Below are 23,905 nucleotides of genomic sequence, written 5' to 3'. Positions count from 1 at the left end.
AAGATTAATCACTGAAAACCCACACGGGCGTTGAGGAAACTCTGCGCCCGTGTGCGTGTGTGTTAAGGGACAAAACGGATGGCAAAAAAAGATTACTACGAGGTGTTGGGCGTCTCTAAATCAGCAGATGAAAAAGAGATTAAAAAAAGCCTATAAACGCCTTGCGATGAAATATCACCCTGACCGTAATCAGGGCGATAAAGGCGCAGAAGATCAATTCAAAGAAGTTAAAGAAGCTTACGAAATTCTCATCGACAGCCAGAAGCGTGCAGCGTATGACCAGTATGGTCATGCAGCATTTGAACAAGGCGGTATGGGCGGAGGCGGACAAGGCGGCGGTTTCGGCGGTGCAGATTTCGGTGATATTTTTGGTGACGTCTTCGGTGATATTTTTGGTGGCGGACGCCGTCAGCAACGTGCATCGCGCGGGGCAGACCTGCGTTACAGCATAGAGCTGACACTGGAAGAAGCGGTTCGTGGTGTGACCAAAGAGATCCGTATTCCGACGCTGGAAACCTGTGATAAATGCCACGGCAGCGGCGCGAAAGAAGGCACTGATCCACAGACGTGTCCGACCTGTCATGGTATGGGCCAGGTGCAGATGCGCCAGGGGTTCTTTGCGGTTCAGCAGGCGTGTCCGACGTGTCAGGGACGCGGTCAGATTATCAAAGATCCGTGCAGCAAATGCCATGGTCATGGTCGTGTTGAGCGCTATAAAACCTTGTCAGTCAAAATTCCGGCAGGGATGGACAGCGGTGACCGTATCCGTCTGACCGGTGAAGGTGAAGCAGGCGAAATGGGGGCACCGGCGGGCGATCTGTACGTTGAAGTCCACGTTCGTCAGCATAATATCTTTGAGCGTGAAGGCAGCAACCTCTATTGCGAAGTGCCGATTGGTTTTTCCGTTGCAGCACTGGGCGGTGAAATTGAAGTACCGACACTGGACGGGCGCGTTAAGCTCAAAATACCGGCTGAAACCCAGACCGGTAAGCAGTTCCGCATGAAAGGCAAAGGTGTCAGACCTGCGCGCGGCGGAATGCAGGGCGACCTGATGTGCCGTGTTGTGGTCGAAACCCCGGTTAAACTGAGCGAAAAACAGAAAGAACTGTTACGTGAGTTCGGTGAGTCGGTGGAAGGCCAGAGTGGTCACAACAACAGCCCGAAAGCGAAACGCTTCCTTGACGGGGTGAAAAAATTCTTTGATGACCTGACGAAGTAAGTCAGCTTCATATAAGAACTGAACCGGCCGGAATACTCTTTCCGGCCGGTTTTTTTGTGCGCTTTATAAAAGTTGTTTTATCCCGTTCCGTTATTGTTTCTCATGTGATCATCATGATGATCACAAAATGAATAGTATTGCGCAGTCACCTGCAATCACAGGAGAGTGAGCGCTAGCTTCCCAGCTTTGTCACAATAACTCCCGCCACAATGATACAGGCGGCAACTATCCGCGCCTGTGTCAGCCGTTCTTTCAGGAAAAAGGCGGAGAGCAGCAAGGCAAACAGTACACTGGTTTCCCGCAATGAGGCGACAAGCATAATGGAAGCCTGCCCCATTGCCCAAATTACAATGCCGTAACTGAATATCTGCAATATGCCGCCGGTAAGCCCGGGCTTACTGTAGCGCAAAAAATTCCGTGTAAAATTATGCCGGTAGCGGGCAAACCCTAATATCAGCATCACCAGCCCGTTTAATGCAAACAGCCAGAAAATATAGGTCAGGGGGTCTGAACTGCTGCGCGCCCCGAAACCATCGGAAAGCGTATAACAGGCGGTAAAAAAAAGCCGTGATAATGGCATAAACCAGCCCTGCGCGGGCATGTGACGGTGAGCGGCGGTTGAAAGCAAGCAGAATAACACCAGATACAATCAGCATAATACCGGCGAATGAGAGCCATGCCAGATGTTCACCAAATAGAGTGACAGCAAAAAGGGTGGTCAGTAAAGGCGCACACCCGCGCGAGACAGGGTAAATCTGGCTGAGATCCCCGCGCGCATAAGCCCGGCTCAGGCAGACTGCATAACCGATATGAAACAGCGCGGAGAGCGCCAGCCACTTCAGCGCGGCGGCGTCAGGTAACCCGATCAGGAACAGCACGGGAACAGACACCAGACCTGAATAAATCGTCATGACGGCGATGCCGAGAAACCTGTCCTGACCAAATTTTATAACTGCATTCCAGCTTGCGTGGAAAAAAGCGGCAAACAGAACGGCAATAAACAGCGTGACGGACATAAAATAACCTGTTTTATTCAGAGTAGGAGCAATTTGATACTAAAATATCAACCAATATGATGAATAAAAAGGTATTCATCACTATCATTAAGTGTTTATTTAATGTTAATTAATATTTTTATTTAAGATTATTCTGTGATGTAAACACTATTTAGATCGAAAAAACCGATGTTTAAGTGATGAATAAACTACTTTTTTCGAGTTGATGATTCGCATAGTATTAACGTCAATAGTATTGATGTCGATAGTATTATTGTCGACAGTGTAAACGGAGTTAAATTATGAAAGCAATTATCCGACAGTTTTTAAGACTTGAAGCCGCAGGTGGCATACTGCTGATTATTGCAGCTCTGGTTGCATTAATAATGGCAAATACATCGCTGTCGGTAGTGTATCAGCAGTTTCTTGATATTCCGGTTGCCGTGAAATTTTCTGCACTGGAAATTGATAAGCCCTTGTTATTATGGATTAATGATGCCCTGATGGCGATATTTTTCCTTGTCGTCGGGCTGGAAGTTAAGCGGGAGCTGATGGTCGGCTCTCTGGCCGGTCGTGATAAAGCGATGTTTCCGGCGATTGCCGCACTTGGTGGTATGGTTGCCCCTGCGCTGGTGTATCTTTTGTTCAACGGGAGTGATCCCGCAGCCAGTCAGGGTTGGGCAATACCTGCGGCAACCGATATCGCTTTTGCACTCGGCGTTATGGCGCTGCTGGGCAAGCGGGTGCCGACAGAACTGAAAGTCTTTCTGCTGGCGCTGGCAATTATTGATGACCTCGGCGTCATTGTGATTATTGCCTTATTTTATACAAAAACAGTATCGCTTACGGCGTTACTGCTGGCGGCATTAATGGTTGTGGTGCTGTGCCTGATGAACTGGCGCAATGTTAACAATACAGCGGCTTACATGGTTGCGGGGCTGATATTATGGGTCTGCATTCTGAAGTCCGGTGTCCACGCCACACTGGCGGGGGTGATTGTCGGGTTCCTTATCCCGCTGCGCAGTAAAGATGGAGTACACTCTCCGTCTGAAGAGCTGGAGCATGTTATGCATCCGTGGGTGGCGTATCTTATCCTGCCACTGTTTGCGTTTGCGAATGCAGGCGTCAATGTACAGGGTATTTCAATGGATGCGTTGATGGGGACATTGCCGCTGGGAATACTGCTCGGGTTATTTATCGGTAAACCGCTGGGGATTTTCACGGCGTGTCTGATTTCGGTAAAACTGGGCTTTGCAAAATTGCCGGAGAGGATTACTCTTAACCATATATTTGCGGTATCAGTGTTGTGCGGGATCGGTTTTACTATGTCAATCTTTATCGCGGGGCTGGCATTTGACGGACTACCGGAAGCGTTTAACACCTACTCTAAGCTGGGAATTCTGATTGGTTCCACAATGGCGGCGGTCACCGGGTTATTTTTACTTCATTCTGTGTTACCGAAGAAAACCGTCCGGCAGTAATGAATTATTCACCGGCCTCCCGGCCGGTGAATACAACAGAATTTCCGAGTTAACCATCATAAAAAGATAAGGTACGTGTCGGGAAAAACTATGCGCGTCTCCCATTTAAACTACAATCACCTCTATTATTTCTGGCATGTCTGCAAAGAAGGCTCTGTGGTGGGGGCGGCAGAAGCCCTTTACCTGACACCGCAGACAATCACCGGACAAATCAAAGCGCTGGAAGAGCGTCTGGATGGCAAACTGTTTAAACGACAGGGCCGGGGACTCGTCCCGTCAGAGCTGGGGCAGTTGGTGTTCCGCTATGCGGATAAAATGTTTATGCTGAGCCAGGAAATGCTGGATATTGTCACCTACAGCCGGGAATCTAATCTGTTGTTTGATGTTGGCGTCGCTGATGCTCTGTCAAAACGACTGGTCAGTAAAGTTCTGGAAACGGCGGTTGTGGAGCAGGAACAAATTCATCTGCGCTGCTTTGAATCTACCCATGAAATGCTGCTCGAACAGCTCAGCCAGCATAAACTGGATATGATTTTGTCTGATTGTCCGGTGGATTCCACTCAGCAGGAAGGGTTATTTTCAGTCAAGCTGGGTGAATGCAGTATGAGCTTTTTCTGCCGTCAGCCCGCACCACAGAAGCCTTTTCCCGCCTGTCTGGAAGAGCGCCGCCTGCTGGTACCCGGCAGGCGTTCCATGCTGGGGCGTCAGTTGCTGACATGGATACGCAATAAAAATCTGGAAGTGGAAATTTTGGGCGAGTTTGATGATGCCGCGCTGATGAAAGCCTTCGGCATGTATCACAATGCCATTTTTGTGGCGCCATCACTCTATACCAACGGAATTTTTGCTGACAGTGACATTGTGGAACTGGGCACGGTGGATACCATCAAAGAAGAGTATTACGTGATTTTTGCAGAGCGGATGATCCAACACCCGGCAGTTCAGCGGGTCTGTAATAAGGATTTCTCTGCACTGTTCAGCGGTTCACAGTCTGTTGAGACGGGTGTTTTGCTCGATTAGACAAAAAAAAGACATAAAAAAACCGGCAAAAGCCGGTTTTTTTATGTCTGCATACAGATTACATTGCTTTGATCTGAGCAGCCAGGTTTGCCTTATGACGGGCAGCCTTGTTTTTGTGGATCAGGCCTTTAGCAGCGTGACGATCCACAAGTGGTTGCATATCATTAAATGCTTTCTGAGCAGCTTCTTTATCGCCGGTGGCGATAGCAGCGTAAACCTTCTTGATAAAGGTACGCACCATCGAACGACGACCAGCGTTATGCTGACGACGTTTTTCAGATTGAATGGCGCGTTTCTTAGCTGATTTGATATTAGCCAAGGTCCAACTCCCAAATATATTCTTCGAGGACAATACAAAGGTGGAGGAATATGCCTGCTCAACTTTATTTTGTCAATGGATTTGTGCAAATAAGCGTCGTTGTACAGCGACGCAAATGTACGTTGTGATGGGCGGGGATTTTATCAGTTTACTCTGCGGGAATACAGTCTTTCCCCCGAAAAAAGTCACGCGACAGACAACATTCTGATGAAAAAAGTATTTTTCGGTATCCCGGGAGGCGGATGTATCGCTTTTCATACAGAGAATTCGCGATTCAACAGTAATAGTGGGTTAACCTCACGCGGCGGACAAGGTATAATCAGGCTAATTTTGACTGTATTGAGCCTGCTATGGAGCTAATTCGCGGTACTCATAATATTCGCGCGCGACATCACGGATGCGTGCTGACTATTGGTAATTTTGATGGTGTTCATCGCGGGCATCAGGCATTACTGTCACATCTGGCACAAGAAGGCCAACGTCTGGGGCTGCCGTCGGTCGTCATGATCTTCGAGCCGCAGCCGCCGGAATTTTTTGCGCCTGATAAAGCACCGGCACGCCTGACCCGCCTGCGCGATAAGGTAAAATATCTTGCACACTACGGTGCGGACTACTTATTGTGTGTTAAATTCAATAAACAGTTTGCCTCGCTGACGCCGGAAGCCTTTATCTCACACCTGCTGGTTGAGCAACTGGGTGTGAAATTTCTGGTGGTCGGGGACGATTTCCGCTTCGGAAAAAACCGGCAGGGTGATTTTGCCGGGTTATGTGAAGCGGGTAAACGCTTTGGTTTTACCGTGCGCAGCACAGAAAGTTTCTGTGATAACGGCACGCGGATCAGCAGTACGGCTATCCGCCGTGCGCTGGAATGTGATGATTTAGCGCAGGCCGAAGCGCTGCTCGGGCATCCGTACCGTATCAGCGGGCGGGTGGTTCACGGCAACGAACTCGGGCGCACAATCGGGTTTCCGACCGCCAATATTCCCCTGAAACGCCTGACCGCACCGGTCAGCGGTGTTTATGCGGTGGATGTTTACGGTCTCGGACCGAAACCCCTTCCGGGTGTGGCTAATATCGGCTCCCGTCCGACAGTGCAGGGTAAAGAGCGACAACTGGAAGTACATCTGATTGATGTTGCCATGGATTTATACGGGCAGCATCCGGATGTTGTATTACGCAAAAAATTACGAAATGAACAGCGGTTTGCCTCGCTTGATGAGCTGAAAGCGCAAATCGCACAGGATGAAATTGCGGCAAGGGAATTCTTACAATTGCATCCCTCGTTATGTGTTTAACGGAATAATAGTGGAACTGAGAAACTGATGAGTGACTATAAAAATACCCTGAATCTTCCGGAAACAGGATTCCCGATGCGCGGGGACTTAGCAAAGCGCGAACCTGATATGCTGAAACGCTGGTACAAAGACAGTTTGTATCAGGCAATCCGTAAAGCCAAAACAGGTAAAAAAACCTTTATTTTGCATGACGGCCCTCCGTATGCAAACGGCAGCATTCATATTGGTCACTCAGTAAATAAAATTCTCAAAGACATTATTATTAAATCCAAAGGCATGTCAGGGTTTGACTCCCCGTATATTCCGGGCTGGGACTGCCATGGCTTACCGATTGAACATAAAGTAGAACAGCTTATCGGCAAACCGGGCGACAAAGTCTCCCCGGCTGAGTTCCGTGCTGCCTGTCGTGAATACGCGAAAGAGCAGATCGAAGGTCAGAAAGCTGACTTTATCCGCTTAGGTGTGCTGGGCGACTGGGATCATCCGTATCTGACGATGGATTTCAAAACAGAAGCCCATATTATCCGCGCACTGGCAAAAGTGATTGCCAATGGTCATCTGGTGAAAGGGGCAAAACCGGTTCACTGGTGTACTTCGTGCGCCTCTTCTCTGGCAGAAGCGGAAGTCGAATATTACGACAAAACCTCACCATCGATTGATGTGCGCTTCCCGGCAGTTGATGCAGATGCTGTCTGCGCCAAATTCGGTGTGAGAAACGAAGGTCTGCCGCTGTCACTGGTTATCTGGACCACCACGCCGTGGACATTACCGGCGAACCGCGCTATTTCACTGAATCCGGAATTTGATTATCAGTTAGTCCGTATTAATGACGAACTGGTTATCCTGGCAGCTGAGCTGGTTGAAAGCGTCATGAAACGCGCCGGTATCACAAGCTGGACTGTATTGGCAGATTGCAAAGGCAGTGACCTGGAACTGCTGCGCTTTAATCATCCGTTTATGGGCTTTGATGTTCCGGCTATTCTGGGCGACCACGTTACACTGGAAGCGGGTACCGGGGCGGTTCATACTGCGCCCGGCCATGGTCCTGATGACTATGTTATCGGTCAGAAATACGGTCTGGAAACGGCCAATCCGGTTGGTCCGAACGGCTGTTATGTGAACGGAACGTATCCGTCACTCGATGGCGTGTTTGTACTGAAAGCCAATGACATTATCCTTGATCTTCTGAAAGAGAAGGGTGCGCTGTTGCACAGCGAAAATATTTCTCACAGTTATCCGTGCTGCTGGCGTCACAAAACGCCGGTTATCTTCCGTGCCACGCCGCAGTGGTTTATCGGAATGGATATCAATGGGTTGCGTTCACAGTCACTGAGTGAAATCAAAGGCGTGAAGTGGATCCCGGGCTGGGGTGAAGCGCGTATTACCGCAATGGTGGAAAACCGCCCTGACTGGTGTATCTCCCGTCAGCGCACATGGGGCACACCAATGTCCCTGTTCGTTCATAAAGAGACTCAGGAGCTGCATCCGCGCACATTAGAGCTGATGGAAGCGGTTGCCAAACGTGTGGAAGAGCACGGAATCCAGGCATGGTGGGATCTTGACCCGCGTGACCTGCTGGGCGATGACGCTGATATCTATGAAAAAGTGCCGGATACCCTGGATGTCTGGTTTGACTCAGGATCAACACATTCCTCTGTGATTGATGTGCGCCCTGAATTCCATGGCAATTCTGCGGATATCTATCTGGAAGGATCGGATCAGCACCGCGGCTGGTTTATGTCTTCACTGATGTTGTCTACTGCGATGAAAGGCAAAGCGCCTTACCGCGAAGTACTGACTCACGGCTTCACCGTCGATGGTCAGGGACGCAAAATGTCTAAATCCCTGGGGAATACAGTAAGCCCGCAGGATGTGATGAACAAGCTGGGCGGGGATATCCTGCGTCTGTGGGTGGCATCAACGGACTACTCCGGTGAAATTGCCGTTTCAGATGAAATTCTGAAGCGCTCTGCTGACTCTTACCGCCGTATCCGTAATACTGCGCGTTTCCTGCTGGCAAACCTTAATGGTTTCAATCCGGAAACCGACATGGTGAAACCGGAAGAGATGATTGTGGCAGACCGCTGGGCGGTGGGTCGTGCGCTTGCAGCTCAGAACGATATGCTTAAATCATATGAAGCGTATGATTTTCATGAAGTTGTTCAGCGTCTGATGCAGTTCTGCTCGGTTGAAATGGGTTCATTCTATCTGGATATCATCAAAGACCGTCAGTACACTGCGAAAAGTGACGGACTGGCGCGCCGCAGCTGCCAGACCGCGCTGTACCACATTGTTGAGGCACTGGTGCGCTGGATGGCACCGGTCATGTCCTTCACGGCAGATGAAATCTGGAATGTGATGCCGGGCAAACGTGCGCAGTATGTCTTTACCGAAGAGTGGTATGACGGTCTGTTTGGTCTGAACGACCATGAAAGCATGAATGATGATTACTGGGCAACGCCGCTGGCGGTGCGCGGCGAAGTCAATAAAGTGCTGGAGCAGGCGCGTGCGGACAAACTGATCGGCGGTTCACTTGAAGCGGCAGTAACACTGTATGCAGATGATGCATTAGCTGCGAAACTCAATACCCTGGATAACGAGCTGCGCTTTGTGTTGCTGACCTCTCAGGCAGATGTGAAACCATTGTCTGATGCACCTGAAAGTGCCGTAAACAGTGAGCTGGACGGTCTGCGCATCGGCTTTAATAAAGCGGCAGGCAGTAAATGTCCGCGCTGCTGGCATTACACCACTGATATTGGTCAGGACAGTGCACATCCGGAACTGTGCGGTCGCTGTGTCACTAACGTAGCCGGAAACGGTGAAGAACGTAAGTTTGCCTGATAAATGAAAAAAACACTGTGTTCGACCGGATTGCGCTGGTTATGGCTCTCTGTACTGGTTCTGGTGCTGGATATCATCTCGAAGCAGCTCGTATTATCGAATTTCGGGCTGCATGAATCCTCACCGCTGATCCCGTACTTTAATTTGACCTATGTTCGCAATTATGGTGCCGCATTCAGCTTCCTCGCCTCACAGGGCGGGTGGCAGCGCTGGTTCTTCACAGTCGTGGCAATCGGTATTTCCGTCACCTTGTTAGTGATGATGTACCGCACCAGTGCGCGCAATAAAATCAGCAATATTGCCTACGCACTGATTATCGGCGGGGCTATCGGTAATTTACTCGATCGCCTGATGCACGGTTTTGTGGTGGATTACATCGATTTTTATGTCGGTGACTGGCACTGGCCGACATTCAACCTGGCGGACTCCTGGATTATCATCGGGGCGGGGCTGATTATCATCGAAAGCTTTATTCCGGATGGTAAGAAGCACGCTGAACCGGTAGATAAGCCGGAAGACAAACCGGAAAGCAAAACACCATCATCTGATTGATTAAGAAAATATCCGCCTTCCGGCGGATATTTTTTATCTGATATAAAGACAAAGAGCGATAATAATGCAGGCAGAAAAACATCACAGCGTATTACTGGATTTCACCTTAAAGCTGGCGGATGGCTCCGTTGCAGACTCCACTGAAGCACAGGGTAAGCCGGCACTGTTTCGCCTGGGTGACGGTAGTTTGTCACCGGAACTCGAACTGGAGCTGCTCGGATTGTCGGCCGGGGATAAAAAAACCTTCACGCTGCCCGGTGAGACTATTTTCGGCAAGCCAAGTCCGGAGCTTATTCAATTTTTCTCCCCGTCTGATTTTACAGAGACAGGCTTACCTGAAATCGGCACAATTATGCTGTTTGGTGCCATGAACGGCAGTGAAATGCCGGGACTTGTCAAATCTGTCTCGGATGAGTCTGTTGAAGTCGATTTCAATCATCCTCTTTCCGGGCAGGACATCACGTTTGACATTGTTGTCCGTGAAGTCACTGAATAATTCGTATATACCCAACGTCATTCAGGATGCTGCCAACGAATCTGTGGTTTGAATGAGTAATGAATAAAGGTTATATACCCAACGTCATTCAAGATGCAGGAAGGCGGCAAGGGAAGACAGACGGGGAGCATACACTAGTATGTGACCCGGCGGGCTGAGTGTAGCCAACGCACCTGCAGCTTGAATGAATAAGGGTATAGCAACAATTAGCATTACGGTCAGAGTAGCCGCTCTGGTATAGTATTGCGTAAATGTTGATTTTTTGTTTTATTACCCGTCAGGGTGATGTTCCGGAGGCTGAACGTGCGTATTTTACTGGCAAACCCACGGGGTTTTTGTGCGGGGGTTGACCGTGCTATCAGTATTGTGGACAGGGCACTTGAACTGTATGGCGCACCTATTTATGTCCGCCATGAAGTCGTGCATAACCGTTATGTGGTGAATGATCTGCGTGAGCGCGGGGCGATTTTTATTGAAGAAATCGCGGAAGTGCCGGATGGCGCTATCCTTATCTTCTCCGCACACGGTGTGTCGCAGGCGATCCGCCAGGAAGCCCGCTCCCGCAACCTCACTATGCTGTTTGATGCCACTTGTCCGCTGGTAACGAAAGTTCATATGGAAGTTGCCCGCGCCAGCCGTAAAGGCAAAGAAGCGATTCTTATCGGCCACGCCGGACACCCGGAAGTGGAAGGGACAATGGGGCAGTACAGTAACCCGGAAGGCGGCATGTATCTGGTGGAATCCCCGGAAGATGTGTGGAAATTGCAGGTCAAAGATGAGGAGAATCTCAGCTTTATGACGCAAACCACATTGTCCGTTGATGATACCTCTGAAATTATTGATGCCCTGAATGCCCGTTTTCCGAAGATTATCGGACCGCGCAAAGATGATATCTGCTACGCAACCACTAACCGCCAGGAAGCGGTGCGCGATCTGGCCGGAAAAGCCGATCTGGTGCTGGTGGTGGGCTCAAAAAACTCGTCAAACTCCAACCGCCTTGCCGAACTGGCTGAGCGGGTCGGAAAACCATCCTACCTGATTGATTCCGCAGATGATATTTCACCTGACTGGCTGAAGGGTGTGGACACTATCGGGCTGACCGCAGGCGCTTCTGCGCCGGATGTCCTGGTACAACAGGTGATCCGTCGTTTGCAGGAACTGGGTGCAGATGATGTCCGGCAACTGGAAGGCCGCGAAGAGAACATTATCTTTGAGGTACCGAAAGAGTTGCGGGTAGATATTAAAGAAGTCTGATACGACGAAGCAGAACGCAGGTTCTGCTTTTTTTTGCCTGAAACCGGGGAAATACAGTTTTACTGATAATCCGCGGGCAATATTGTGATTTTCTGATGATAACAGCAGGTAACTGGTAATGATCACAGACTCCCGCTAATCTGCCGGTACACAGATAAAAACTGAGGATAACAACATGAGTAAATTACGGGTAGCGGTTGTCGGTGCCGGAGGCCGCATGGGACGGCAGTTAATTCAGGCGATTGCACAGAGTGATGATGTGGTGTTGGGCGCGGCATTTGAGCGCGAAGGATCATCACTTACCGGGACAGATGCCGGTGAACTGGCGGGGATCGGACATAACGGGATCACGCTGACCGCTGACCTGAACAGTCAGAAGGATAACTTTGATGTCCTTATCGATTTCACCCGCCCGGAAGGCACACTGGCACATCTGGCATTTTGTGCGACATATGGCAAAGGCATGATTATCGGTACCACCGGTTTTGATGATGCAGGAAAAGCCGCTATTGTGCAGGCAGCAGAGCAGATCCCTGTCGTTTTTGCGGCAAATTTCAGTGTTGGTGTCAATTTAGTCCTGAAACTGTTAGAAAAAGCAGCCAAAGTGATGGGCGACTATACCGATATCGAAATCATTGAAGCACATCACCGCCATAAGGTGGATGCACCATCCGGCACAGCACTTGCGATGGGAGAATCAATAGCCGGTGCGCTGGGACGTGATCTGAAAGATTGCGCGGTGTATTGCCGTGAAGGCTATACCGGGGAGCGCGGGCGTCACAGTATTGGTTTTGCAACTGTCCGTGCCGGCGATATCGTGGGTGAGCACACCGCTATGTTTGCAGATATTGGTGAGCGCGTAGAGATTAGCCACAAGGCATCCAGTCGGATGACCTTTGCAAATGGCGCAGTAAAGGCATCTGTTTGGTTAAGTGATAAAAAATCAGGGTTATTTAATATGAAAGATGTACTTAATCTTGATGATTTATAATTAATCCTATTTTTATTTTATTGATAAATCAGCAATTAATTTAAAATAATTGCTGATATTGCTTTTTTATTTATTTTTATAGTTAGATTGGTATATAAAGCAGATATCCTCTGTTATTGTCTTTTTTTTTATACCTGTTTCTGCCCTTTGTTATCTTTTTCCTTCCCTTTCTTCGTTTTTTCATTAATGTCATACAAAATTCAGCTTAAACCCTCTGATAAGATAATGTTATTGTCATCATCGCTGATTTTTTTGTCATGATGATTAAAAGTCGATAAAAAAACATTTTTTTTTCTGGACAACTGCCCATTGGATCTTTAGAATGCGCCCAATTTGCCGAAATTTGATTAAAAGTGCATTCCGGCATTGCTTTATAGCCCGATTATGAATTAATATGCATTAAATGTGATTTATTATTCTTCCGGAGGGTGTTTTGTTTAAGTCAGCGATCCTGGTTCTGCAAGACGGAACCACATTTCACGGGCGCGCTATCGGCGCTGAGGGAACCGTCACCGGTGAAGTTGTTTTTAATACCTCGATGACGGGGTATCAGGAAATTCTTACCGACCCCTCTTATTCCCGCCAGATAGTCACTCTCACTTATCCCCATATCGGCAATACCGGCACTAACAGTGCTGATGAAGAATCCTCAGGTGTTTATGCTCAGGGTCTGGTAATCCGCGACCTGCCGCTGATCACCAGCAATTTCCGCAGTGAAGAGAACCTGTCTGATTACCTGAAACGCCACAATGTGGTGGCCATTGCTGATATCGACACCCGTAAACTGACCCGTCTACTGCGCGAAAAAGGCGCACAGAACGGCTGTATTATTGCCGGAGAACACCCGGACGCCGCACTGGCGCTGGCGAACGCACAGGGTTTCAGTGGTCTGAACGGACTGGATTTGGCGAAAGAAGTTACAACCCGTCAGCCGTACACCTGGACTCAGGGTTCATGGACATTGGAAGGTGGTCTGCCTGCGGATAAAAACACAGATGAACTGCCGTTTCATGTTGTGGCATACGATTTCGGAGCTAAACGCAATATTCTGCGGATGTTGGTGGACAGAGGTTGCCGACTGACCGTTGTCCCGGCACAGACCCCGGCGGAAGAGGTGCTGAAAATGGCACCGGACGGTATTTTCCTCTCCAACGGTCCGGGTGACCCGGCACCGTGTGACTATGCTATTGACGCTATCCGCAGCTTCTTAGAAACCGATACTCCGCTGTTCGGCATCTGTCTGGGACACCAGTTACTGGCGCTCGCCAGTGGTGCAAAAACCATCAAAATGAAATTTGGTCACCACGGCGGTAACCATCCGGTCAAAGATCTTGAAAAGAGTGTGGTGATGATCACCGCGCAAAACCACGGTTTTGCCGTAGATGAAGCAACATTGCCCGATACGCTGCGTGTGACACATAAATCACTGTTTGACGGCACATTGCAGGGCATTCACCGCAATGATAAACCGGCATTCAGCTTCCAGGGACATCCGGAAGCCAGCCCCGGCCCGCATGATGCCGCACCGCTGTTCGACCACTTTATTGAGTTGATGAAAAACGCCCGTCACTAATCAGGAGCAGGAAAAATGGCAAAACGTACTGATATTAAAAGCATCCTGATTTTAGGCGCTGGTCCGATTGTTATCGGTCAGGCGTGTGAATTTGACTACTCCGGCGCGCAGGCATGTAAAGCGCTGCGCGAAGAAGGCTACCGTGTTGTGCTGGTGAACTCCAATCCGGCGACCATTATGACTGACCCTGAAATGGCGGACGCGACATATATCGAACCTATCCATTGGGAAGTCGTGCGCAAAATTATCGAGAAAGAGCGCCCTGATGCGGTGCTGCCGACCATGGGCGGACAGACGGCACTGAACTGTGCGCTGGAACTGGAACGTCATGGTGTGCTGGCGGAGTTTGGCGTCGAAATGATTGGCGCTACTGCCGATGCGATTGATAAAGCAGAAGATCGCCGCCGTTTTGACATCGCAATGAAAAAAATCGGGCTGGACACTGCGCGCTCCGGTATCGCACACACGATGGAAGAAGCCTTCGCGGTGACTGATGAAGTTGGTTTTCCGTGCATTATCCGCCCGTCATTTACGATGGGCGGCACCGGCGGCGGTATTGCTTACAACCGTGAAGAATTTGAAGAAATCTGTACGCGCGGACTGGATCTCTCTCCTACCAATGAATTGCTGATTGATGAATCACTGATTGGCTGGAAAGAGTATGAAATGGAAGTGGTGCGCGATAAAAACGATAACTGCATTATCGTCTGTGCCATTGAAAATTTTGATGCGATGGGGATTCATACCGGCGACTCCATCACGGTAGCACCGGCGCAGACACTGACAGATAAAGAATATCAAATCATGCGCGATGCCTCGATGGCGGTGCTGCGTGAGATTGGTGTTGAAACCGGCGGCTCAAATGTTCAGTTTTCGGTAAACCCGAAAAACGGACGTTTAATTGTTATCGAGATGAACCCGCGTGTTTCCCGCTCGTCGGCGCTGGCATCAAAAGCGACCGGTTTCCCGATTGCAAAAATCGCGGCAAAACTGGCGGTTGGTTATACTCTCGATGAATTGTCGAATGACATTACCGGCGGGCTGACACCGGCGTCGTTTGAGCCTTCCATCGACTATGTTGTGACAAAAATCCCGCGCTTTAATTTTGAAAAATTTGCCGGTACCAATGACCGTCTTACCACCCAGATGAAATCTGTCGGTGAAGTGATGGCAATCGGGCGCACGTTTCAGGAATCGCTGCAAAAAGCCCTGCGTGGTCTGGAAGTCGGTGCTGCCGGGTTTGATCCGAAAGTGAATCCGGATGAGCCGGATGCACTGACAAAAATTCGCCGCGAACTGAAAGAAGCGGGCGCTGAGCGTATCTGGTATATCGCGGATGCCTTCCGTGCCGGGCTGTCTGTCGATGGTGTCTTTAATCTGACCAATATTGACCGCTGGTTCCTGGTACAAATCGAAGAACTGGTGCGCCTGGAAGAGCAGGTGGCAGAAGTGGGTGTTAACGGGCTGACGCCGGAATTTCTGCGTCACCTGAAACGCAAAGGCTTTGCGGATGCCCGCCTGGCAACGCTGGTCGGTGTCGCGGAAACTGAAATCCGCAAACTGCGTGACAGCTATCAGCTCTGGCCGGTGTACAAGCGTGTAGACACCTGCGCGGCAGAATTTGCAACAGATACGGCCTATCTTTACTCGACTTATGAAGAAGAGTGCGAAGCACAGCCGAATGATGATAAACCGAAAATCATGATCCTCGGCGGCGGACCTAACCGGATCGGTCAGGGAATTGAATTTGACTACTGCTGTGTCCACGCCGCCATGGCGCTGCGCGAAGACGGCTATGAAACTATCATGGTGAACTGCAACCCGGAAACCGTTTCCACGGACTATGACACCTCGGACCGTCTCTATTTTGAGCCGGTAACCCTGGAAGATGTGCTGGAAATTGTACGGGTTGAAAAACCGGCCGGTGTGATTGTTCAGTACGGCGGACAAACTCCGCTGAAACTGGCGCGCAGCCTTGAAGCGGCAGGTGTGCCGGTTATCGGTACCAGTCCGGATGCGATTGACCGCGCTGAAGACCGTGAGCGTTTTCAGCAGGCGGTGGTTCGCTTAGGGCTGAAGCAGCCGGCGAATGCGACCGTTTCCAATATTGAGCAGGCAGTTGAACGTGCAAAAGAGATTGGTTATCCGCTGGTGGTGCGTCCTTCTTATGTGCTGGGCGGGCGGGCGATGGAAATCGTCTATGATGAAACCGACCTGCGTCGTTACTTTCAGAACGCAGTGAGTGTGTCAAATGATGCACCGGTGCTGCTCGACCGCTTCCTGGATGATGCGATTGAAGTCGATGTGGATGCTATCTGTGACGGTGAACAGGTGTTGATTGGCGGTATTATGGAGCATATCGAGCAGGCGGGTGTTCACTCAGGTGACTCTGCATGCTCTTTACCGGCTTACACACTGAGTCAGGAGATTCAGGATGTAATGCGCGACCAGGTCAGAAAGTTGGCGATGGAACTGCGTGTGCGCGGGCTGATGAATACTCAGTTTGCGGTAAAAGATAACGAAGTTTATCTGATAGAAGTAAACCCGCGTGCGGCGCGTACTGTCCCGTTTGTCTCAAAAGCCACCGGTGTGCCGCTGGCAAAAGTAGCAGCACGCGTAATGGCAGGACAAACACTGGCACAGCAGGGCGTAACAAAAGAAGTTATCCCGCCATACTATTCGGTTAAAGAAGTGGTTCTGCCGTTTAATAAATTCCAGGGTGTTGACCCGATTTTAGGACCGGAAATGCGCTCAACGGGTGAAGTGATGGGCGTGGGGCGCACCTTTGCGGAAGCCTTTGCCAAAGCAATGCTCGGCAGTTCCTCATCCCTGAAAAAGAAAGGTCGTGCGCTGCTCTCTGTCCGCGAAGGGGATAAAGCTCGGGTGGTAGATCTTGCGGCGAAGTTGCTGAAACAGGGCTTTGAACTGGATGCGACTCACGGCACGGCAATTGTGCTGGGCGAAGCGGGCATTAATCCGCGCCTGGTTAACAAAGTGCATGAAGGGCGCCCGCATATTCAGGACAGAATTAAAAACGGCGAATACGATTACATCGTGAATACAACGGAAGGTCGTCAGGCAATTGAAGACTCTAAAGTTATCCGCCGCAGTGCCCTGAGATACAAAGTGCATTATGACACCACGATGAACGGTGGTTTTGCCACAACCTTGTCACTGAATATGGATCCGACAGACAGGGTTATTTCAGTACAGGAAATGCACCGCCAGATTAAAAATAAATAAAGTGATTAAGTGAAATAAGAAACCCGCCACCGGCGGGTTTCTTATTTTATATGCGTATAATTAAACTCTATTATATTAAATCTAAATTAGTCTGTTAATTATCTATTTTGCTTTTTTTTTATGTTTATATTCTGTTTATTTTTATTTGTTATAAACAGAGATATATTCTATTGAAATTCATTCCTCTCCCTATCAGGATAATTACATGAAAAAAAGTTTATTAGCGTTAATTATTGCACCCTTATTTGTTCACGCAGCAGATACAGGAAATAAGGTAACAGAAGTCAGATTTAATTCGCTGTACCATGATTACCCTGTAAGATTTTTGGAGAAAAAATCAGATGGTGATCGTGCGGCAGGCGTTTCTGAATTACGCCAGACGATTGACTATCTGGGGCAAAATATCAGAGAAAATAACGAATTTCTGGGTGGACTACAGGATGAGATTACCCGAAATCAGCGAATCGCTATGGATGAGTCTGGTAAACTGGATGATAAAATTACATCAATCGGTGAGTTGGTCGATAATACCCATCAGCAAATAAAGACATTTATGGTAGATATCACTGAGAACCAGGTTCCTGAATATGTGAACAGTGTTCTGCCCGGGCTGGTCGGAAACGAGATTGACTATCGTGTCTCAACCGCAATAGAACAGCAGGTTTCTGTATTTGAAGAAAAATTACCTGAATATGCCGGACATGTACTGCCGGAACTGGTAAAAAATGAGGTTGGCAGCCATGTATCTGTTGCACTGGAAAATCAGGTTTTACCCTTAGCGCAACGTACAGAATCATTAGAAGACAAAGCACAGCAGTTAGATATCCAACTGGATATTACCGCGCGAAAATCGCTGCATAATAATATGCTTATCGGCACCATTCCCGGTATGATTAAAGATGAAATGAATGAGTATGACGAGTATATGACCACTCAGATTGAGCCTCTGAAGCGTCAGGCCGATCAAACTGAGTTTGCTGTTCTGGAAGTGGAAAAAACAATAGAATCAGCAAAAGTGGTTACAGCCGTAATTATGGATGCCACAACCAGTCTGGAAGCAGACGTTGATGCGCTGAATACCCGGGTTAGTAATGCATCTAAAAAAAGCAAATATCACAAGTAACGTAGCCACCGGGAACAGAAAAGATATTGATCAACATACAGTGAAAATCGAGAAAAATGCCCTCGATATGCTGAAAAATCGTCAGGACTTGCGTGGTCTGGAAAATGACCTGCGGGAAACCAATGAACGCCTTGATAATGGTCTTGCTGCTAATGCGGCATTGAATGGTTTATTCCAGCCATACGGTATCGGAAAACTGAATATCACGGCAGCGATGGGAGGATACAACTCCACCCAGGCAGTGGCTGTGGGAACCGGCTACCGGTTCAACGAGAACATCGCGATGAAAACGGGTGTTTCATACACCGGTTCAAACGATGTGATGTACAACATGGCAGTTAACCTTGAGTGGTAATGCTGTGTGATGGTGACTGAATAGTCATGTTCTTTATACCCTTATTCATTCAAACCGCAGGTTCGTTGGCTGTACTCAGCTAGCCGGGTCACATACTGATGTATGTTCACCGTCTATCTTCTCTTGCCGCCTTCCTGCATCTTGAATGATGTTGGGTATATACCTTTACTTATTCAAACCGCAGGTTCGTTTGCTGCATCCTGAATGACGTTGGGTATATATACTCCTCCTTTCAAATTGGCTTTTTGGGTTGTTTTTTAACAGGCAGGTAATAATTTATAAAAATGACAGGTCTTACTGCATTTGAAATAATTGTTCCTGCTATATTTGCCATGCTTTGGGAAGTATATCAATTATTGATATACTTCCCTTTTTTTATCGGGTAAATAAATGCTTGATGTTTTAATAAAATAAAATAAAAAGTCATCGATAAAAATATTATCAATGACTTTTAAATTATAATTAATAATGTAATTAATTAAATTCTTTTGGTTCTGGCCCTAAGCGCGTTCCGGTATCGAGCTGCTGAACAAGAGCAAGTTCTTCTTTCTCAAGCCGGAAATCAAAGACATTAAAATTTTCCTGAATTCGCATCGGGGTGACTGATTTCGGGATAACAATCAATCCGCGATCCAAATGCCAGCGGAGAGCTATCTGTGCCGGTGTTTTCTGGTATTTTGCTGCCAGCGACTGAATTATCTCTGTATCGAACACACCTTTGCCACCTTGTGCCAGCGGGCTCCAGGACTCTGTATGGATAGAGTGAGTCGCATTCCATGCCTGCAATTCACGCTGCTGTAAAAGCGGATGAAGCTCAATCTGATTAAGCACCGGTTTCACGCCGGTTTTATGGATAATGCGTTGCAGATGACCGACATCAAAGTTACATACGCCGATACTGCGGGTCAGTCCCGATTTTTGCAGCTCAATCAGTTGCTCCCAGGCACTGACATAGTGATCCGCAGCCGGAGCGGGCCAGTGGATAAGATAGAGATCCACATAATCGAGCTGTAATTTTTTCAGACTTTCTTCAAGTGCTTTACGGGCGTGCTGCTGATCACTGTTCCATAATTTTGTGGTGATAAACAGTTCATCACGGGGAACCGTTGTGGATTTCAGCGCGTCACCGACACCTTCTTCATTCTGATAAATCGCAGCGGTATCAATCAGGCGGTAGCCGGTTTCCAGCGCGGTGCTGACAGCAACGCCCACCTCATCGTTACCGGCTTTCCAGACACCTAATCCCAGCTGCGGCATTAAATGACCATCAGATAAGGTAATTAGTGCGGGTTTATTCATGTTACCTCCGGTAATAAATGTTAAAGATATTTCAGACGGCAGCGCGGTAGATCCGTTCACTGACTTGCGGAGTAATATCCTGCTGCTCACCTAATGCAGTCTGTCCGTGTTCGACAAGCTTTGCCACTAACTGCGGGATCTTGCAGTCATCTATCTGATAATCTGAAAAACGCGTTTTCACACCCATTTCTTCAAAAAAGACGCGGGTCGCTTCAATTGCGCACTCAATCCGGCTATCTTCTGAACCATCGGTCAGATGCCAGATACGCTCTGCATACTGCAATAATTTTTCCCGTTTGGTTTTGCGTTTTTCATGCAACAGTGCCGGTAATACAATCGCGAGCGTTTGCGCATGATCCAGCCCGTGTAGTGCGGTAATTTCATGCCCCAGCGCATGGGTTGCCCAATCCTGCGGCACACCGGCGCCGATCAGTCCACTCAGTGCCTGGGTCGCAGCCCACATCACATTTGCACGGCTGTCATAATCATCCGGGTTTGCCAACACTTTCGGACCTTCTTCTATCAGCGTCAGCAAAATACCTTCCGCAAACCTGTCCTGAATTTTTGCATTAACCGGGTAGGTCAGATATTGCTCCAGGGTGTGAATAAACGCATCAACCACGCCGTTTGCCGTCTGGCGCGGCGGCAGTGTAAAGGTGGTTTGCGGATCAAGTATCGCGCACTTCGGATGCACCAGCGGATTGCCGAATGATTGTTTATCCCCGGTTTCCCGGCGGCTGACCACAGAAAAACAGTTAGTTTCAGAGCCGGTTGCCGGCAGTGTCAGAACACAGGAAATGGGCAGTGCGCTGCGGATATCCTGCCCGCCGTTTGTGACGATTTTCCACGGGTCGCCCGGATAATCCACGGCAGCGGCAATAAATTTTGTGCCGTCAATGACCGAGCCGCCGCCGACTGCGAGCAGATAATTAATGTCATTTTCACGAATATACGCGACAGCTTTTATCAGCGTCTCGTAAGCGGGGTTCGGTTCAATCCCGGAGAACTCATGAATATCGTAACCATCCAGCGCCGTTATAACCTGCTCATAAACACCGTTACGTTTGATACTGCCGCCACCGTACAGCATAAGCACTTTTGCATCTTTCGGAATTTCACTGCTGAGTTTGGCGATTTGGCCTTTGCCGAAGCGGATTTTGGTCGGGGTATAAAGTGTGAAATTGTTCATTATTTCTCCGTGAATGATTGGGGAAAAACGGGGCGGATAACGACTATACTCAACGTCATTCGGGATGCAGCCAACGAACCTGCGGTTTGAATGAATAAGGGTATAAGTGTAGTGCAATTCAGCACAGATGCGATGATGAATCTGAATATGCCTTGTAAACCTTTGCTGACAAACAGGCAGAAAAAAAGCTCCCGCAGGAGCTTTCAAATCATTTCTTTTTCGCGCGCCGGTGGCGGCGGTTAAGCAGCGCACGGCGTCTGCGGTAATGCCGGATGAACAGATACACAGAGGCAAGAATACCGACAATCAGGAAAAAAACAGGGATCAGCAGCAGTGCTGTCATCACCAGTTTTTCATGGGCTTTTACAAACGGGATCTGGTTGAGCACATAACCAAATGTTGTAATGATGCCTACCCAGAGAAATCCACTGATCCAGTTAAAAAACTGAAACCGGCGGTTCGGCAGGGTGGATAACCCGGCGAGCAGCGGCAGCAGTGTGCGGACAAAACCGAGAAAACGACCAATCAGCAGGGCGTACAATCCGTGGCGGTTAAACAAAACTTCGGCTTTCTGGTGATAATTTTTCGGGATTTGCATCATCCAGCGCCTGACTGTTTTCGTATCACTCAGCCAGCGCCCCTGCACAAATCCGAGCCAACTGCCCAGACCGGCGGCGGCAGTCAGAATCGCCAGTGTCGGTAAAAAGTCCATCACACCTTTGGCTATCAGCGCCCCGGACAATATCAACAGGGTATCGCCGGGTAAAAAGGCGGTGGGTAATACGCCATTCTCCAGAACAATCACGACAAAGAGAATGGCATAAACCAGCCAGATAACATCGGGGTTGGAGAGGGCGGCGAAATCGTGCGACCAGAGCGCGCTCACAATCTCGGATAAACTATGCATGAGGTTTCCTGTAAAACGAGATCCGGAACAATAATACAGATAGTGTATCGCAAAAAAAGAACACTCGTTTGATTTGATCGGGTTTTTATTCTGATTCACTGACGGTATAAAGAGCATGAAAACCAGACCGTTTCGTCAGCAGACTGATGTAAACACTTAGCTTTCCGTGTGTAATTTTAACGGGAAATGGTTTTTTTTTTGGTAAACGGTAATGATAATTACTATCAAATCACTCAAGATTTGGTATGATCAGCGGGTTTCGTTTTTTGGGTAGCGATGAATAACATATTTTATTTTTTGCTTAAAAATAGTGCATAACAAAAGAGAGTTGAAGACCAACTGATGCGTAATCTGACCGTTTCTGTTCTATTGGCGTTAAGTTTAACCGGCAGTGCGTTTGCGGATAATACTGCCACACCACCAGCCACAACAGCAAACAGCCCGGCCACCACTGTCGGACAGTCTGCTCAGACATCTGCCACCGGTAATACCACAGGCGCTGCGGTTGAGCAACCGGCTGCATCAGGTACGGTTACAGACGTTTCTGTACCGGACACCACCGGCACTCTGACAGAATCTCCGTCAGACAATAACCGTGGTTTTGCCGCTGAACTGTCCGTTATTTCAATGTACCAGGGAGCGGACATTATCGTTAAAACGGTAATGATCGGCCTTATTATTGCATCAATAATTACCTGGGCACTTTTCTTTTCCAAAGGGTATAACCTTATCACATCCCGCCGCCGGCTCCGCCGTGAGGCTGAGGCGCTCAGAGGTGCACGCTCTCTGGATGAAGCCGCTGAAATTGCTGAAACTTTCGGAAAACTAAGTATTACCGGGATGTTGGTGAAGGATGCCGTGACAGAACGTACACTGTCCGAAAAAAGCCATGATCCTGCCGGTACCAAAGATCGTGTAATTTTCCGTCAGGAGCGCATTGTCGCCGCGGTTGTCCGCCACATGGGCAGAGGTAACGGTTATCTGGCCACCATTGGTGCAATCTCACCGTTCGTGGGTCTGTTCGGAACCGTCTGGGGGATCATGAACAGCTTTATCGGTATTGCGCACTCCCAGACCACAAACCTGGCAGTTGTTGCCCCGGGGATTGCAGAGGCTCTGCTGGCAACGGCGTTAGGCCTGGTTGCGGCAATTCCTGCGGTGGTTATTTATAACATTTTTGCCCGTATGATCTCGTCTTTCCGTGGCGACCTGGGTGACACGGCGGCTCACACAATTTTATGGCTGGGTCGTGACCTGGATCTGGCTGACAGCAAAGCAAGGTAATGACTGATGGCAATGCGTCTTAACGAAGACCTGGATGACAGCGGCGAATTGCATGAAATTAACGTCACACCATTTATTGATGTGATGTTAGTTCTGCTGATCATCTTTATGGTAGCGGCTCCGCTGGCAACAGTTGATATCAAAGTAAATCTGCCTGCGTCAACGGCAAAACCGCAGCCGCGTCCGGAAAAACCGGTGTTTTTGACAGTGAAAGCCGACAATCAGCTGCTGGTTGGTGAGCAGGAAGTTACAAAAGAGACACTGGCTCAGATTCTGGATCAGACCACGGAATCGAACAAAGAAACGACTATTTTCTTCCAGGCGGATAAAACCGTGGATTATGAAACCCTGATGGGCATTATGGATGCCTTACGCAAAGCGGGGTATCTGAAAGTCGGATTAGTCGGTATGGAGTCTGCAGATAAATAATGTAGCAATAACGCAGCTAAATGACTGAAAAGCCGCTGAT

The 23,905-nt window shown here is 48.7% G+C and carries 20 protein-coding genes and 1 pseudogene; 15 read left to right on the top strand and 6 right to left on the bottom strand.

Going from position 1 to position 23,905, the window contains the following annotated elements:
• The first annotated feature begins 78 nt into the window (after nt 1-78).
• Nucleotides 79-1,219 (top strand): annotated as a pseudogene (gene dnaJ, locus AYY16_RS17280) (molecular chaperone DnaJ).
• Between the two features lie 172 nt (nt 1,220-1,391).
• Here dnaJ and AYY16_RS21580 read toward each other — a convergent pair.
• On the bottom strand, nt 1,392-1,685 hold the full coding sequence (locus AYY16_RS21580; protein ID WP_459562094.1) for an EamA family transporter: 294 nt from the start codon (nt 1,683-1,685) through the stop codon (nt 1,392-1,394).
• Entirely contained in the window at nt 1,645-2,235 is a 591-nt protein-coding gene (locus AYY16_RS17275; RefSeq protein WP_328585684.1) for an EamA family transporter, read from the bottom strand. The genes AYY16_RS21580 and AYY16_RS17275 overlap by 41 nt, the downstream gene beginning before the upstream one ends.
• A gap of 281 nt (nt 2,236-2,516) precedes the next feature.
• Between AYY16_RS17275 and nhaA the strand changes: the two genes are divergently transcribed.
• Both nhaA and nhaR read left to right on the top strand, forming a co-directional pair.
• Nucleotides 2,517-3,695, top strand: coding sequence for a Na+/H+ antiporter NhaA (gene nhaA, locus AYY16_RS17270; RefSeq protein ID WP_067369472.1), 1,179 nt, complete (start codon nt 2,517-2,519; stop codon nt 3,693-3,695).
• A gap of 90 nt (nt 3,696-3,785) precedes the next feature.
• A complete protein-coding gene (gene nhaR, locus AYY16_RS17265) occupies nt 3,786-4,715 on the top strand; it encodes a transcriptional activator NhaR (RefSeq protein WP_067369469.1) in 930 nt (309 codons plus the stop codon).
• Nucleotides 4,716-4,773: 58 nt separating this feature from the next.
• On the opposite strand, the gene rpsT is transcribed toward nhaR, so the two are convergent.
• A complete protein-coding gene (gene rpsT, locus AYY16_RS17260) occupies nt 4,774-5,034 on the bottom strand; it encodes a 30S ribosomal protein S20 (protein ID WP_067369660.1) in 261 nt (86 codons plus the stop codon).
• 350 nt (nt 5,035-5,384) lie between these two features.
• Between rpsT and ribF the strand changes: the two genes are divergently transcribed.
• From ribF to AYY16_RS21575, 10 genes are all read left to right on the top strand, one after another.
• On the top strand, nt 5,385-6,329 hold the full coding sequence (gene ribF / locus AYY16_RS17255; protein WP_067369467.1) for a bifunctional riboflavin kinase/FAD synthetase: 945 nt from the start codon (nt 5,385-5,387) through the stop codon (nt 6,327-6,329).
• A gap of 27 nt (nt 6,330-6,356) precedes the next feature.
• Nucleotides 6,357-9,170 carry an isoleucine--tRNA ligase gene (ileS, locus tag AYY16_RS17250; protein ID WP_067369464.1) on the top strand — a complete coding sequence of 938 codons (2,814 nt, stop codon included), beginning with the start codon at nt 6,357-6,359 and terminating at the stop codon, nt 9,168-9,170.
• 3 nt (nt 9,171-9,173) lie between these two features.
• Nucleotides 9,174-9,722: a signal peptidase II gene (lspA, locus tag AYY16_RS17245; protein ID WP_067369461.1), complete on the top strand. Its 549-nt coding sequence runs from the start codon at nt 9,174-9,176 to the stop codon at nt 9,720-9,722.
• 64 nt (nt 9,723-9,786) lie between these two features.
• Nucleotides 9,787-10,218 (top strand): FKBP-type peptidyl-prolyl cis-trans isomerase, encoded by a 432-nt coding sequence (fkpB, locus tag AYY16_RS17240; protein ID WP_067369458.1) that lies wholly within the window; start codon nt 9,787-9,789, stop codon nt 10,216-10,218.
• 303 nt (nt 10,219-10,521) lie between these two features.
• Nucleotides 10,522-11,472: a 4-hydroxy-3-methylbut-2-enyl diphosphate reductase gene (gene ispH, locus AYY16_RS17235; protein ID WP_067369455.1), complete on the top strand. Its 951-nt coding sequence runs from the start codon at nt 10,522-10,524 to the stop codon at nt 11,470-11,472.
• A 175-nt stretch (nt 11,473-11,647) separates the two neighbouring features.
• Nucleotides 11,648-12,463, top strand: a complete 816-nt coding sequence (gene dapB, locus AYY16_RS17230) for a 4-hydroxy-tetrahydrodipicolinate reductase (RefSeq protein WP_067369452.1) — start codon at nt 11,648-11,650, stop codon at nt 12,461-12,463.
• A gap of 433 nt (nt 12,464-12,896) precedes the next feature.
• Complete coding sequence (gene carA, locus AYY16_RS17225; protein WP_067369449.1) at nt 12,897-14,036, top strand: glutamine-hydrolyzing carbamoyl-phosphate synthase small subunit; 1,140 nt, start codon at nt 12,897-12,899, stop codon at nt 14,034-14,036.
• Nucleotides 14,037-14,051: 15 nt separating this feature from the next.
• Nucleotides 14,052-17,279, top strand: coding sequence for a carbamoyl-phosphate synthase large subunit (carB, locus tag AYY16_RS17220; protein ID WP_067369446.1), 3,228 nt, complete (start codon nt 14,052-14,054; stop codon nt 17,277-17,279).
• A 205-nt stretch (nt 17,280-17,484) separates the two neighbouring features.
• Complete coding sequence (locus AYY16_RS17215; protein WP_067369444.1) at nt 17,485-18,402, top strand: hypothetical protein; 918 nt, start codon at nt 17,485-17,487, stop codon at nt 18,400-18,402.
• Nucleotides 18,371-18,757 carry a YadA C-terminal domain-containing protein gene (locus AYY16_RS21575; RefSeq protein WP_067369443.1) on the top strand — a complete coding sequence of 129 codons (387 nt, stop codon included), beginning with the start codon at nt 18,371-18,373 and terminating at the stop codon, nt 18,755-18,757. Before AYY16_RS17215 ends, AYY16_RS21575 begins: the two co-directional genes overlap by 32 nt.
• A gap of 474 nt (nt 18,758-19,231) precedes the next feature.
• On the opposite strand, the gene dkgA is transcribed toward AYY16_RS21575, so the two are convergent.
• From dkgA to AYY16_RS17195, 3 genes are all read right to left on the bottom strand, one after another.
• Nucleotides 19,232-20,056 (bottom strand): 2,5-didehydrogluconate reductase DkgA, encoded by an 825-nt coding sequence (dkgA, locus tag AYY16_RS17205; protein WP_067369442.1) that lies wholly within the window; start codon nt 20,054-20,056, stop codon nt 19,232-19,234.
• Between the two features lie 31 nt (nt 20,057-20,087).
• Nucleotides 20,088-21,245: an alcohol dehydrogenase gene (yqhD, locus tag AYY16_RS17200; RefSeq protein WP_067369441.1), complete on the bottom strand. Its 1,158-nt coding sequence runs from the start codon at nt 21,243-21,245 to the stop codon at nt 20,088-20,090.
• 208 nt (nt 21,246-21,453) lie between these two features.
• Complete coding sequence (locus tag AYY16_RS17195; RefSeq protein ID WP_067369439.1) at nt 21,454-22,152, bottom strand: DedA family protein; 699 nt, start codon at nt 22,150-22,152, stop codon at nt 21,454-21,456.
• A gap of 342 nt (nt 22,153-22,494) precedes the next feature.
• Here AYY16_RS17195 and exbB point away from each other — a divergent pair, with 342 nt between their 5' ends.
• Both exbB and exbD read left to right on the top strand, forming a co-directional pair.
• Nucleotides 22,495-23,436, top strand: coding sequence for a tonB-system energizer ExbB (exbB, locus tag AYY16_RS17190; protein WP_067369435.1), 942 nt, complete (start codon nt 22,495-22,497; stop codon nt 23,434-23,436).
• A gap of 6 nt (nt 23,437-23,442) precedes the next feature.
• Nucleotides 23,443-23,865, top strand: a complete 423-nt coding sequence (gene exbD, locus AYY16_RS17185) for a TonB system transport protein ExbD (RefSeq protein ID WP_067369432.1) — start codon at nt 23,443-23,445, stop codon at nt 23,863-23,865.
• Nucleotides 23,866-23,905 lie beyond the last annotated feature (40 nt).

It is taken from the genome of Morganella psychrotolerans, assembly GCF_001676155.1.
Classification (GTDB): domain Bacteria; phylum Pseudomonadota; class Gammaproteobacteria; order Enterobacterales; family Enterobacteriaceae; genus Morganella; species Morganella psychrotolerans.
This window is presented reverse-complemented; position numbering and strand designations above follow the sequence as displayed.

Excerpts from the sequence above, each read along its gene's own strand:
- lspA (WP_067369461.1), top strand. The coding sequence starts at position 9,174 with ATGAAAAAAACACTGTGTTCGACCGGATTGCGCTGGTTATGGCTCTCT.
- dapB (WP_067369452.1), top strand. The coding sequence starts at position 11,648 with ATGAGTAAATTACGGGTAGCGGTTGTCGGTGCCGGAGGCCGCATGGGA.
- carB (WP_067369446.1), top strand. The coding sequence starts at position 14,052 with ATGGCAAAACGTACTGATATTAAAAGCATCCTGATTTTAGGCGCTGGT.
- yqhD (WP_067369441.1), bottom strand. The coding sequence starts at position 21,245 with ATGAACAATTTCACACTTTATACCCCGACCAAAATCCGCTTCGGCAAA.
- ileS (WP_067369464.1), top strand. The coding sequence starts at position 6,357 with ATGAGTGACTATAAAAATACCCTGAATCTTCCGGAAACAGGATTCCCG.
- nhaA (WP_067369472.1), top strand. The coding sequence starts at position 2,517 with ATGAAAGCAATTATCCGACAGTTTTTAAGACTTGAAGCCGCAGGTGGC.
- fkpB (WP_067369458.1), top strand. The coding sequence starts at position 9,787 with ATGCAGGCAGAAAAACATCACAGCGTATTACTGGATTTCACCTTAAAG.
- nhaR (WP_067369469.1), top strand. The coding sequence starts at position 3,786 with ATGCGCGTCTCCCATTTAAACTACAATCACCTCTATTATTTCTGGCAT.
- AYY16_RS21575 (WP_067369443.1), top strand. The coding sequence starts at position 18,371 with ATGCATCTAAAAAAAGCAAATATCACAAGTAACGTAGCCACCGGGAAC.
- exbB (WP_067369435.1), top strand. The coding sequence starts at position 22,495 with ATGCGTAATCTGACCGTTTCTGTTCTATTGGCGTTAAGTTTAACCGGC.
- dkgA (WP_067369442.1), bottom strand. The coding sequence starts at position 20,056 with ATGAATAAACCCGCACTAATTACCTTATCTGATGGTCATTTAATGCCG.
- AYY16_RS17215 (WP_067369444.1), top strand. The coding sequence starts at position 17,485 with ATGAAAAAAAGTTTATTAGCGTTAATTATTGCACCCTTATTTGTTCAC.
- AYY16_RS17275 (WP_328585684.1), bottom strand. The coding sequence starts at position 2,235 with ATGTCCGTCACGCTGTTTATTGCCGTTCTGTTTGCCGCTTTTTTCCAC.
- ribF (WP_067369467.1), top strand. The coding sequence starts at position 5,385 with ATGGAGCTAATTCGCGGTACTCATAATATTCGCGCGCGACATCACGGA.
- exbD (WP_067369432.1), top strand. The coding sequence starts at position 23,443 with ATGGCAATGCGTCTTAACGAAGACCTGGATGACAGCGGCGAATTGCAT.
- AYY16_RS17195 (WP_067369439.1), bottom strand. The coding sequence starts at position 22,152 with ATGCATAGTTTATCCGAGATTGTGAGCGCGCTCTGGTCGCACGATTTC.